Source organism: Caballeronia sp. INDeC2 (assembly GCF_023631325.1).
Classification (GTDB): domain Bacteria; phylum Pseudomonadota; class Gammaproteobacteria; order Burkholderiales; family Burkholderiaceae; genus Caballeronia.
Genome location: NZ_JALQDG010000010.1, coordinates 22990 through 35566, shown reverse-complemented (window position 1 = coordinate 35566; position 12577 = coordinate 22990). Strand labels below are relative to the sequence as shown.

The window sequence follows — 12577 nt, the reverse complement described above, 5'->3', positions numbered from 1 at the left end:
AAACCATCATGCCAAAAACGAAGCGCCGCCTGCCGCAAGCCGAGACTGAGACGATCAGCCGACCTTTGCAAGTGTCGGTGGAGGACGGTGCTTCGACTCATGATGACGACATCGATAACGTCGATGTCGATGTCGACTCCGAAGAAGAAAGCGGCAGCCGGGGAAAGAGCAGCGACGAACCGGGTGAAGGCGCAAACGATTCCGCGCCCGACGCCGACGATTTCCGCTCGCTCCTGCAGGCCGAACTCACGGCCGATACCATTCAGCACTACCTGAATCGCATCAGCGTGAAGCCGCTCTTGACCGTCGAGGAAGAGCAGCGCTACTCGCGGCTCGCGAAGGCGGGCGAATTCGAGGCGCGGCAGGTGATGATCGAGCGCAATCTGCGGCTCGTCGTCAGCATCGCGAAGGGTTATCTCAATCGCGGCGTGCCGTTGCTCGATCTGATCGAGGAAGGCAACCTGGGCCTCATGCACGCGATCGAGAAATTCGATCCGACGCGCGGCTTTCGGTTTTCGACCTATGCCACCTGGTGGATCCGCCAGAGCATCGAGCGGGCGATCATGAATCAGGCGCGCACGGTGCGGCTGCCGGTGCACGTGATCCGCGAGCTCAATCAGGTGCTGCGCGCGAAGCGCCATCTGGAAAAGAATTCCGCCAATTCGAACGACAGCGTCGCACCTGAACGGCGCGACGCGAGCATCGACGATATCGCGTATCTCACCGGCAAGACACCGGAGGAAGTCACCGATATCCTCGCGCTCAACGAGCACACGGCTTCGCTCGACGCACCGCTCGACCTCGATCCGGGCAGTAGCCTTCTCGATCTCCTTTCCGACGACCAGAGCCAGTCGCCGGACGCGGAAGTGCAGCATCGCGAACTCGAATCGCTCACGCGCCTGTGGCTTTCGCGTCTGTCCGATAAACACCGGCACGTGATCGAGCGGCGTTTCGGCTTGAACCATATCGAGCCCGCGACGCTCGAAGAACTCGCCGACGAAATGGGCCTCACGCGCGAGCGTGTGCGCCAGATCCAGCAAGAGGCGCTCGTGCGGCTCAAGCGCTTTTTCGCATCCAACGGCGTTCGCAAGGACGCCGTGCTTTGACGCTTCGGCGACGCTCGGCAGGGCGTCGCGCTCCAGGATTCAATGACACCGATTCTCGTTTTCGACATCGAAACCATCCCCGATGTCGACGGCATACGCCGTCTCGAAGATTTACCCGCCGATCTTTCCGACCGCGAAGTGGCAGAACATGCGTTCGAAGCACGCCGCGAGCGCGTCGGCAACGACTTTCTGCCGCATCATCTTCAGCGCGTCGCGGCGATTTCCTGCGTGTTTCGCGACAACAGCGGCTTTCGCGTGCGCTCGCTCGGCACCACCGCCGACGGCGAGGCCGCGCTCATCCAGTCGTTTTATCGCGTGATCGAGAAGTACACGCCGCAACTCGTGTCATGGAACGGCGGCGGCTTCGATCTGCCCGTGCTCCACTATCGCGCGCTGGTGCACGGCATCGCCGCGCCGCGCTACTGGGATCTCGGTCAGGACGATCGCGAATTCAAGTTCAACAACTACATCAGCCGCTATCACATGCGGCACATCGACCTGATGGATGTGCTCGCGATGTATCAGGCGCGCGCCAACGCGCCGCTCGATGCGCTCGCGAAGCTGTGCGGTTTTCCCGGCAAGCTGGGTATGGACGGCGGCAAGGTCTGGGACGCGTATTGCGACGGCCAGATCGACGAAATTCGCAACTATTGCGAAACCGATGTCGTCAACACGTATCTGATGTACTGTCGTTTTCAGATGATGCGCGGCGGCTTCACGCCCGACGAGTACAGCGACGAAATCAACTTCGTGAAGAACGCCCTCGCGCAGGAATCGTCGCCGCATTGGGCCGAGTATCTCGCGGCGTTCGGGAACTAGGCGCGGCGGCGCGGTGACGTTCGTCTACAATCTCGCCTTTGCCAATTCGTTAGCCAGGAAGTACGCAGGTGTCTGAAGCCGCTCGAAAATCCCAGAATCGCCGCCGCGCCGCGCCGGCGAAGTTCGTCACGCCCGATCCCGATTTCGTCGCGCCCGAGCTCGAAATCGAGTCGCTCGATATGGAAGCGCGCGGCGTAGGCCGCACGGTCAACGAGAACGGCGAGCCGGGCAAAGTCATCTTCGTCGAAGGCGCGCTGCCGGGCGAACGAGTGAGCTATTCGAGCTATCGCAAGAAGCCGAGCTTCGAGCAGGCGCAGGTGGTGAACGTGCTGCGCGAGAGCGTGATCCGTGCGAAGCCGAAGTGCCAGTTTTTCGGCACCTGCGGCGGCTGCTCGATGCAGCATCTCGACGTGCGCGCGCAGATCGCCGTGAAGCAGCGCGTGCTCGAGGACAACCTGCAACATCTGTCGAAATTGCGCGCGGAAACCATGTTCCGGCCGATTCACGGGCCGTCGTGGGGATATCGCTATCGTGCGCGCCTGACCGTGCGGCACGTCGAGAAGAAAGGCGGCGTGCTGGTCGGCTTTCACGAGCGCAAGAGCAGCTATGTCGCCGACATGACGAGCTGCGAAGTGCTGCCGCCGCACGTTTCCGCGATGCTCGTGCCGCTGCGTCATCTGGTGGCAGGGCTGTCGATCCGGGACCGCATGCCGCAGATCGAACTCGCGGTCGGTTCGGACGTGACGGCGCTTGTCTTGCGCATCCTGGAGCCGCTGACCGAAGCCGACGAAGCGCTGCTGCGCACTTTCGCCGACGAGCATGGCGTTCAATGGTGGCTCCAGCCGAAGGGCCCGGACACCGTCTATCCGTTTTATCCGCTCGATCGCGAACTGGCTTACACGCTGCCGGAATTCGATATCCGCATGCCGTTCAAGCCGACCGATTTCACGCAGGTGAATCACCAGATCAATCGCGTGCTGGTGAGCCGAGCGCTCAGCCTGCTCGCCGCGGAAAAGTCGGATCGCGTGCTGGATCTGTTCTGCGGCATTGGCAACTTCACGCTGCCGCTCGCGCGCGTGTCGCGCGAAGTCCTCGGAATCGAAGGCAGCGAGGCGCTGACGAACCGCGCGTTGGAGAACGCGAAGGCAAATGGCGTCGACGGTCATACGTCGTTTGCCTGCCGCAATCTGTTCGAAGTCACGGCAGACGACCTGCGCGCGCTCGGCCGCTTCGACAAGTTCCTCATCGACCCGCCGCGCGAAGGCGCACTCGCCGTGTCGAAGGCGCTCGCGGACATCGCCCAGTCCGGCGACGGGCCGTTGCCGAAGCGTATCGTCTATGTGTCGTGCAATCCGGCGACGCTCGCGCGCGACGCCGGCCTGCTCGTGCACGAAGCGGGTTACCGGATGAAGGGTGCCGGCGTGGTGAACATGTTCCCGCATACGTCGCACGTCGAGTCGATCGCGTTGTTCGAGCGCGATTGAGCAAGCTGGGGCAGCTTTCAGGCACAAAAAACCGGCCCGAAGGCCGGTTTTTGTTGCAGCGACTCGAAACCGCCGATCAGTTGCGATTGCCGCCGAAGATGCCGAGCAGCGCCAACAGGTTCGTAAACACGTTGTACAGATCTAGGTAGATCGCGAGCGTCGCGCTGATGTAATTCGTCTCGCCGCCGTTTACCACGCGCTGCACGTCGAACAGCATGTAAGCCGAGAAGATCACGATGGCGAGCACGGAGATCGTCATCATCAGGGCCGGCAACTGCAGGAAGATGTTCGCGAACGCGGCGAGCAGAATGACGATCACGCCCATGAACAGGAACTTGCCGAGGCCCGAAAAGTCACGCTTGCTGACGGTGGCGATGGTCGCCATCGCGGCGAAGATCACGCCCGTTCCGCCGAACGCCATCATGATGAGCTGCGGCCCGTTCGAAAAACCGAGAATGAAGCTCAAGAGGCGCGAGAGCATCAGGCCCATGAAGAACGTGAAGCCGAGCAGGACGACCACGCCCATGCCGCTGTTCTTGGTTTTTTCGATGGCGAACATGAAGCCGAACGCGATCGCGAGGAACGCGATGAAGCTCATCGCCGGGCTCGTGGCCGCGAACAGCGAGAAGCCCGTCGCGACGCCGACCCACGCGCCGAGCACCGTCGGCACCATCGAGAGCGCGAGCAGCCAGTAGGTGTTGCGCAGCACGCGGTTGCGCACCTCGACCGAGGTGACGCTGCCATTGCGGCCAAAGCCGTAGGGTGATTCGTTCATGGTTTCTCCTTGCTCCAATTGTCTGTCGTTCGGTCTTCCCGCGACATTCGTCACACACGAATGATAATGTGCGCGGACTTAAGCCAGTATTAGGACCACTTTTGGTGCGTCCGCCGCGAAGCGCGGTTTCCATTGCGATGCAACGTTCGACTCCAATATGGCCCCGGCGCGCGCCGAATTCAATAGTTCGAAAGGCTGATTCGGCCGTCCGGACGGTTAAGTCCTCGCTGGTTTTGATCCTTACGGCACCGTAAGGTATCAATCGCAATCATACATTGCTTCGTGCTATAATTGTCGATTCGTCTTAATCCGTAAACTGTTCATTTTTTGGAGTTTTTCATGGCGATCGAGCGCACCCTGTCGATTATCAAGCCGGACGCGGTAGCAAAGAACGTTATCGGCCAGATCTACAGCCGTTTCGAGAACGCGGGTCTCAAGATCATTGCGTCGCGCATGGTTCATCTGTCGCGCGCCGACGCGGAAAAGTTCTACGCCGTGCATGCCGCGCGTCCGTTCTTCAACGATCTCGTGCAATTCATGATTTCCGGCCCGGTCGTGATTCAGGTGCTGGAAGGCGAGAACGCAATCGCCAAGCATCGCGACCTGATGGGCGCGACGGACCCGAAGAAGGCGGACAAGGGCACGATCCGCGCCGACTTCGCCGACAGCATCGACGCGAACGCCGTGCACGGCTCGGACGCTCCGGAAACGGCGCGTCAGGAAGTCGCGTTCTTCTTCCCGGAAGTGAACGTCTACTCGCGTTAATCTTCGCGTCGCACCGCGCGCCGGTCTATTGGCCGCCGCGCGCATCGCGCCTCGACGCAAGAATAGCGGTATGAAAGAAGCAGACATTGGCGCGAACGGTCCCGGACAACATAGTCCGGGCTTCGCAATCTGAAATGGCAGAACTCGACATGACGAGCAGCAGCACCGTCAATCTTCTCGATCTAGACGCCGCCGGGCTGACCGCGTATTGCGCGAGCCTGGGCGAAAAGCCGTTTCGCGCCAAGCAATTGCAGCGCTGGATTCATCAATACGGTGCCGACGACTTCGACGGCATGACGGATCTCGCGAAATCGCTGCGCGAAAAACTCAAGGGCCGCGCCAACATGGCGATGCCCGACATCATCAGCGACCACGTTTCCGCCGACGGCACCCGCAAGTGGCTGATCGACGTCGGCAACGGCAACGCGGTCGAAACAGTGTTCATCCCCGAAGAAACGCGCGGCACGCTGTGCGTGTCGTCGCAGGCGGGATGTGCGGTGAACTGCCGGTTCTGTTCCACCGGCAAGCAAGGCTTTTCCCGCAACCTGACGACGGGCGAAATCATCGGCCAGTTGCGCATGGCGGAGTTCGCGCTGCGCAAGTCGCTCGGGCGCGAAGTCGGCGGTCCGGGCAAGGGCGAGCGCGTCGTCACGAACGTCGTGATGATGGGCATGGGCGAGCCGATGCTCAATTACGATGCCGTCGTGCCGGCCATGCGCCTGATGCTCGACGACAACGCCTACGGCCTGTCGCGCCGCCGCGTGACGCTGTCCACCTCCGGCGTCGTGCCGATGATGGACCGTCTCGCCGCCGATCTGCCCGTGGCGCTCGCGGTGTCGCTGCACGCGCCGAACGATCCGTTGCGCGACATGCTGGTGCCGTTGAACAAGAAGTATCCGCTACACGAACTGATGGCCGCGTGTCAGCGTTATTTGAAGGTCGCGCCGCGCGACTTCATCACGTTCGAATATTGCATGCTCGACGGCGTCAACGACACCGAGGCGCACGCGCGCGAACTGCTCGCCGTAACGCGCGACGTGCCGTGCAAATTCAACCTCATTCCGTTCAATCCGTTCCCGGAATCGGGCCTTACGCGCTCCAAGAACGAGCAGATCAAGCGTTTCGCGCAGGTTCTGATGGATGCGGGCGTAGTCACGACCGTGCGCAAGACGCGCGGTGACGACATCGACGCCGCCTGCGGGCAGCTTGCGGGCGCGGTGCAGGACCGCACGCGTCTTGCCGAACGCATGAGCCGCGCGGGCAGCAAGACTATCGAGGTGCGGGCGGTCTGAACGGCGCGCCGGAACTGAACAAAGCCGCAGTGAAAAGGCGCAACGAGCGTCTGAGTGCGGCACTAAAAGCCGAACATTTTGTTATAAAGCGGTCTGCAATGGCGCTGGAGTTGTATCGTTCACGTGGTTTTTGAACCGGACAATGCAACAGCGTTATATGAAAGAATCGATGCGAGGAATTTGGCATGAGTGAGCCGCAGCACCCGACGCCTTTCGGCAGTCATTCCGGCAACCGGTCCGGCGGTCAGTACGACGGTCAGGCCGGCGCGGAAGGGGCGGCGTCGAATGCGAGCCAGGCTGGGCCTCTGGACTCGATACCGGCCGTTGGCGCGCGTCTCGCGCAGCTTCGCCAGGCGAAGGCATGGTCGATCGACGACGTTTCCGCGCGCCTCAAGGTGTCGCCGACGAAACTGCTCGCGCTCGAAGCCGGCGATATCAGTCAGTTGCCCGATCGCACGTTTGCCGCGGGCATCGTGCGCAGTTACGCGAAGATCCTGGGCGCCGATCCCGCGCCTTTCACGCAGGCGTTCCGGCGCGACGGCGGTGAAATCGAGCAAAATCTGAAAGTGCCGGCCTCGGCGGGCACGGGTCTGCCGCGCGGGCGCGTGTCGGTGTCGCTCGGTAACTCGTCGGGCCGCAAGCGTTCGTGGTTGTGGGGCGTCCTCGCCATCATCGTCGTCCTCGTGGCGCTCGTCATGTGGCACACCGGCGGTGAATCGAGCAACTGGCTCGCGCGCCTGAAAGCGACGACGGGCATGGGCTTGTCGTCCACGTCGACCTCGACATCGAAGGAATCCGCGGGCACATCGTCCGCGCCGACGCCCGACGAGGCAGCCGCGGCGAACACCGGAGAAGCATCGCTGCCCGAAGTGGCCGCTGCGCCCGGCGAGCAGCCGATGCCGCGTCCGCTCGGCACGAACGCGCTGCCGGCTTCGTCTTCGACGCTGTCCGCGGTGCAGGGCGCGAGCGCGCCGGCCGCGGCTGTGCCTGCATCGGCTGCGAAAACCGCGCCGCCTGTGGCGACCGCGGCGTCCGCACCTGCCGTCGCGGGCAGCGGTTCGAGCGCGATCGAATTGAAAGTGAAGGAAGATAGCTGGTTCAGCGTGCGCGGCAAGGACGGCAAGGAGCTCTTTTCCGGCCTCGTCCATGCGGGCAGTACGCAGCGCGTGCAGGGCGAGGCGCCGTTCAAGGTGACCGTCGGCAACGTGAAGGGCGTCGAATCGTTGTCGGTCGATGACGAGCCCGTCGACGCCAAGCGCTATTCGTCCGCACGCGGAAACGTTGCGCGTCTCTCGCTACCTTGAGTCGGCGAGGTCGACCGGTCCACTGCGCGACGGACAAGTCAGGGGCGTCACGGTGCAAGCCGTGACGCCCGTTTGAGGTTCCATCCACGCAATCCGGCGCCGCATCGGCGCCAAAGTTGCCAAAGGGTTTTTCGATGCAATCCGAAGCTCAATCCCTGATCAGCAGCAAGATTTGTTCGGCCGAGCCGGTCTTCGGCGGTCCGTTGACGCGCCGCGCATCGCACGCAGTCGATGTGCGCTGGGGCGGACAGCTCGTAACGATCGGCGGCGACGCGCCCGTGCGCGTCCAGTCGATGACCAACACCGACACCGCCGACGCGATCGGCACCGCCATCCAGATCAAGGAACTGGCGCAAGCCGGCTCCGAGCTCGTGCGCATCACGGTGAACACGCCGGAAGCGGCCGCCGCCGTGCCGCATATCCGCGAGCAGCTCGATCGCATGGGCGTGACCGTGCCGCTCGTCGGCGATTTCCATTACAACGGCCATCTGCTGCTGCGCGACTATCCCGCGTGCGCGGAAACGCTGTCGAAGTACCGCATCAATCCGGGCAACGTCGGTCAGGGCGCAAAGCGCGACACGCAATTCGCGCAGATGATCGAAGCCGCGATCAAATATGACAAGCCGGTGCGCATCGGCGTGAACTGGGGCAGTCTCGATCAGGATCTGCTCGCGCGCATGATGGACGAGAACGCCGCGCGCTCGACGCCGTGGGAACTGCAGAGCGTCATGTACGAGGCGCTGATTCAGTCGGCGATCGGCTCGGCGGAACGCGCTGTCGAACTGGGTCTCGGCCGCGACAAGATCATCCTGTCGTGCAAGGTCAGCGGCGTGCAGGATCTGATCGCCGTGTACCGCGAGCTCGCGAAGCGTTGCAGCTTCGCGCTGCACCTCGGCCTGACCGAAGCGGGCATGGGCTCGAAGGGCATCGTCGCATCGACGGCGGCGCTTTCGGTGCTGCTGCAGGAAGGCATCGGCGACACGATCCGCATCTCGCTCACGCCCGAGCCGGGCGGCGCGCGTACGGGCGAAGTCGTCGTAGGCCAGGAAATTTTGCAGACGATGGGCCTGCGTTCCTTCACGCCGATGGTTATCGCATGTCCTGGCTGCGGCCGCACGACGAGCACGCTGTTCCAGGAGCTTGCCTCGCAGATTCAGACGTATCTGCGCAGTTCGATGCCCACCTGGCGCGACCAGTACCCGGGCGTCGAGAAGATGCACGTCGCGGTGATGGGCTGCATCGTCAACGGGCCGGGCGAATCGAAGCACGCGAACATCGGCATCAGCTTGCCGGGTTCGGGCGAGAATCCGGCGGCGCCCGTGTTCATCGACGGCGTGAAGGTGAAGACGCTGCGCGGCGAGCGCATCGCCGAGGAGTTCCAGCAAATCGTCAGCGACTATGTCGAGCGCACCTACGGGCAGGAAGCAGGCAAGCGCGAAGAGACGTCCACCGCAACCCTTTGAAGACAGATGACTGAACAGAAGAAACGGCTCGAGAAACTGAGCGGTGTGAAGGGCATGAACGACATCCTCCCGCAGGATGCCGCGTTGTGGGATTTCTTCGAAACCACCGTCAAGTCGATGCTGCGCGCATACGGCTATCAGAACATCCGCACGCCGATCGTCGAGCATACGCAGTTGTTCACGCGCGGTATCGGCGAAGTGACCGATATCGTCGAGAAAGAGATGTACAGCTTCACGGATGCGCTCAACGGCGAGCATCTGACGATGCGCCCGGAGAACACCGCGGCGGTCGTGCGCGCGGCCATCGAGCACAACCTGCTTTATGACGGCCCGAAGCGCCTGTGGTACGTCGGTCCGATGTTCCGCCACGAGCGTCCGCAGCGCGGGCGTTATCGCCAGTTTCATCAGGTCGGCGTGGAAGCACTCGGCTTCGCGGGTCCGGATACGGACGCCGAAATCATCATGATGTGCCAGCGTCTTTGGGACGACCTCGGCCTCACCGGCATCCGCCTCGAACTCAATTCGCTCGGTCAGGCGGACGAGCGCGCGGCGCATCGCCAGGAACTGATCGCGTATCTGGAAAAGCACGTCGATTCGCTCGATGAAGAAGCGAAGCGCCGTCTCCATACGAACCCGCTTCGCGTGCTCGACACCAAGAACCCGGCGATGCAGGAGATCGCGCAGAACGCGCCGAAGCTCGTCGATTTTCTCGGCGACGCGTCGCGCAAGCACTTCGAAGGCGTGCAGCGTCTGCTCAAGGCGAACAACATTCCGTTCACGATCAATCCTCGTCTCGTGCGCGGTCTCGACTATTACAACCTCACCGTGTTCGAGTGGGTCACTGACAAGCTCGGCGCGCAGGGCACGGTCGCGGGCGGCGGTCGCTACGATCCGCTTATAGAGCAGCTCGGCGGCAAGCCGACGGCCGCGTGCGGCTGGGCGATGGGCGTCGAGCGCATCCTCGAACTGCTGAAGGAAGAACAGCTCGTGCCGGAAGCCGAAGGTACGGACGTCTACGTCGTGCATCAGGGCGAAAAGGCCGCGGAGCACGCGTTCATCGTCGCCGAGCGTCTGCGCGACACGGGCCTTGACGTCATCCTGCATTGCAGCCCGGACGGCGCGTCCGCGAGCTTCAAGTCGCAGATGAAGAAGGCCGATGCGAGCGGCGCGGCCTTTGCGGTCGTGCTGGGCGAGGACGAACTCGCGCAAGGCATGATCGGCGTGAAGCCGCTGCGCCGTTCGGGCGACGAAACGTCTGACGGCCGAAAGAACGAGCAAGTGAACGTTCCGGCGGAAGACTTGACCGAATACCTAATCAATGCGATGGTTGCAACCGCCGATGACGAGGGTGCCTGAGATTCAGGCGCATTGCCGCGCGCGGCGCTCGTTGAGGGAATTGAAACGCAGGAAGGAATAGCTGGACGATGAGCTATCACGACGAACAAGAATCACTTGAAAGCGTAAAGGCCTGGTGGGCCAAATGGGGTAACACCACGACATGGATCGTGCTCGTGGTGCTCGTTATTGGCGCCGGGTACAACGGATGGAATTTCTGGCAGCGCCGTCAGGCGGCCGAAGCATCGGTGCTCTACGACCATCTTCAGCAGGCGGTCAACGCCAACGATCAGGCGCTGGTCACGCGTGTGGCGACGGACATGGAAGAGAAGTTCGGCAGCACGGGCTACGCGCAGATGACCGCGCTCGCGGCGGCCAAGGCGCTCTACATGGCGGGCAACACGGCAGGTGCGAAGGCGCAACTGCAATGGGCCATCGATCACGCGAAGGACGAGGAATACAAGCAGATCGCGAAGCTGCGTCTCGCGCTTGTTCTGCTCGACGAAAAGAACTACGACGCAGGCCTCAAGCTGCTCGCCGATCAACCGCTCGATGCGTTCAAGGGCGTGATCGCGGATCGCCGTGGCGACCTGCTCGCGGCACAAGGCAAACGCGACGATGCGCGCGCGGCCTATAAGGTCGCGCTCGAAGCGCTGCCCGAGAACGACACGTCCGCGCGTCAACTGGTTCAGTTCAAGCTCGATGCGCTCGGCGGCTGATCCGCATCGTTTCAATCGGTATCGATCGATCTAGCACATCAGTCAATCAAGCCGCCCGCCATAGCGTCGCGATGCAGCGACGCGGCGGCCGGCGCCGAACAACTCAATTCACCCATTCATGTTGCGTCCACCGATGACTTTTTTGAAACGCTACGCCGTGCCGCTCACCTGCGCGATGACCGTCTTGTTGGCCGCCTGCTCGTCGACCAAGGATGAACGTCGCGTGCCGACACCGCTCGCGGACTTCAAGCCGGTGTTGAACGTCAATCAGACGTGGAAGGCGAGCGTCGGCAAGGCGGGCCGCTATCTGTTCTCGCCGGTCGCGGTCGGCGACTACGTCTTCGCCGCGGGCACGAACGGCACCGTCGCCAAAATCGACGCGAAGACCGGTCAGGATGTCTGGCGCATCAAGCTCAAGGACGATCTGTCCGCGGGCGTAGGCAGCGACGGCAATCTCACGGCCGTGGGCGGTCTGAAGGGCCAGGTCGACGTGCTCGGCGCCGACGGCAAGCTGCTGTGGACGGCCACGGCGCCAGGCGAGATCGTCTCGCCGCCGCTCGTCGGCAACGATCTCGTCATCGTGCGCACGATCGACGGCAAGGTCATCGCGTTCAACGCGCAGACGGGCGAGCAGAAGTGGGTCTTCCAGTTGCGCGCCGTGCCGCTGAACCTGCGTGTCGCGGCGGGCATGACGTTCGCCGGCAATCAGGCGGTGCTGGCGGGCTTCCCCGGCGGCACGTTCGCGGCGATCAACCTGCAGACGGGCGATGCCTACTGGCAGGCGCCGGTGTCGTATCCGAAGGGCGTGACCGAAGTCGAGCGCATCAACGACGTGACCGGCGCGCCGGGACTCGTCGGCGCGCAGACTTGCGCGGTGACGTTCCAGGGCCGCATCGGCTGCTTCGATGCCAACTCGGGCCAGCCGGTCTGGGAAAAGAACTTCTCGAGCGATAGCGGCCTCGCACAGGACGAGCAGATCGTCGCGGCGGGGGACGACTGGTCGGTCGTCAACGCGTTCCGCGCGTCGGACGGCTCGCAGATCTGGAAGACGGATTCGCTGAAGAACCGCAGTGTCAGCGTGCCGTACATTCTGGGCCGTGCGGTCGTCGTGGGCGACTACCAGGGCTTCGTGCACTTCCTGAATACGGAAAACGGTCAGCTCATCGGCCGCGCACCGACCGACGGCAGCGCGATCACCGCGGCGCCTGTGCTGGCGGGCAACACGCTCGTCGTTCAGACGCATGACGGCGATCTCTATGGTTTCCGTCCGGGCAACTGAGTGAAAAGCCGGACCCGAGCGTGTGATACGCGCTCGCGGCCCGGGAGCAGCAAGCGCGCCGTCGATGTCCGTCGGCGCGGCAGGCTCGCCGCGACGAGCCGCACGAGAAAGAAGCGGTGCGCCACGCGCGCACCGCGATAAAACCCGCCTGCAAAAGCAGGGTAGAAGAACGAGCGCGTCGCGCGAAGGCGCCGCGCAGATAAGCCTCGAACGAGGCAAGACCGGCGAACGACCGC

At 63.1% G+C, this 12577-nt stretch carries 11 protein-coding genes; 10 read left to right on the top strand and 1 reads right to left on the bottom strand.

What is annotated here, in order from left to right; translation table 11 throughout:
• Positions 1-8 precede the first annotated feature (8 nt).
• The 3 genes from rpoS (at position 9) to rlmD (ending at position 3409) form a co-directional block, all read left to right on the top strand.
• A complete protein-coding gene (rpoS, locus tag NCS28_RS07785) occupies positions 9-1106 on the top strand; it encodes an RNA polymerase sigma factor RpoS (protein WP_250513284.1) in 1098 nt (365 codons plus the stop codon).
• A gap of 42 nt (positions 1107-1148) precedes the next feature.
• Entirely contained in the window at positions 1149-1925 is a 777-nt protein-coding gene (locus NCS28_RS07780) for a 3'-5' exonuclease (protein ID WP_250513283.1), read from the top strand.
• 68 nt (positions 1926-1993) lie between these two features.
• Positions 1994-3409 carry a 23S rRNA (uracil(1939)-C(5))-methyltransferase RlmD gene (rlmD, locus tag NCS28_RS07775; protein WP_502801166.1) on the top strand — a complete coding sequence of 472 codons (1416 nt, stop codon included), beginning with the start codon at positions 1994-1996 and terminating at the stop codon, positions 3407-3409.
• A 76-nt stretch (positions 3410-3485) separates the two neighbouring features.
• Here the strand turns inward: rlmD and NCS28_RS07770 are convergent, their stop codons facing one another.
• On the bottom strand, positions 3486-4184 hold the full coding sequence (locus NCS28_RS07770) for a Bax inhibitor-1/YccA family protein (protein WP_250513282.1): 699 nt from the start codon (positions 4182-4184) through the stop codon (positions 3486-3488).
• A 339-nt stretch (positions 4185-4523) separates the two neighbouring features.
• Here NCS28_RS07770 and ndk point away from each other — a divergent pair, with 339 nt between their 5' ends.
• The 7 genes from ndk to bamB all read left to right on the top strand — a co-directional run bounded on the left by ndk (position 4524) and on the right by bamB (position 12341).
• A complete protein-coding gene (ndk, locus tag NCS28_RS07765) occupies positions 4524-4949 on the top strand; it encodes a nucleoside-diphosphate kinase (RefSeq protein WP_250513281.1) in 426 nt (141 codons plus the stop codon).
• Between the two features lie 149 nt (positions 4950-5098).
• A complete protein-coding gene (gene rlmN / locus NCS28_RS07760) occupies positions 5099-6241 on the top strand; it encodes a dual-specificity RNA methyltransferase RlmN (RefSeq protein WP_250513388.1) in 1143 nt (380 codons plus the stop codon).
• Between the two features lie 185 nt (positions 6242-6426).
• The gene (locus tag NCS28_RS07755) at positions 6427-7545 is read left to right on the top strand and encodes a RodZ domain-containing protein (protein WP_250513280.1); all 1119 of its coding nucleotides are present in this window, start codon (positions 6427-6429) and stop codon (positions 7543-7545) included.
• Positions 7546-7679: 134 nt separating this feature from the next.
• Entirely contained in the window at positions 7680-9008 is a 1329-nt protein-coding gene (ispG, locus tag NCS28_RS07750) for a flavodoxin-dependent (E)-4-hydroxy-3-methylbut-2-enyl-diphosphate synthase (RefSeq protein ID WP_250513279.1), read from the top strand.
• Positions 9009-9014: 6 nt separating this feature from the next.
• Positions 9015-10364: a histidine--tRNA ligase gene (gene hisS / locus NCS28_RS07745; protein ID WP_250513278.1), complete on the top strand. Its 1350-nt coding sequence runs from the start codon at positions 9015-9017 to the stop codon at positions 10362-10364.
• Between the two features lie 68 nt (positions 10365-10432).
• Positions 10433-11062, top strand: coding sequence for a tetratricopeptide repeat protein (locus NCS28_RS07740; RefSeq protein ID WP_250513277.1), 630 nt, complete (start codon positions 10433-10435; stop codon positions 11060-11062).
• Positions 11063-11195: 133 nt separating this feature from the next.
• Positions 11196-12341: an outer membrane protein assembly factor BamB gene (gene bamB, locus NCS28_RS07735; protein WP_250513276.1), complete on the top strand. Its 1146-nt coding sequence runs from the start codon at positions 11196-11198 to the stop codon at positions 12339-12341.
• Positions 12342-12577 lie beyond the last annotated feature (236 nt).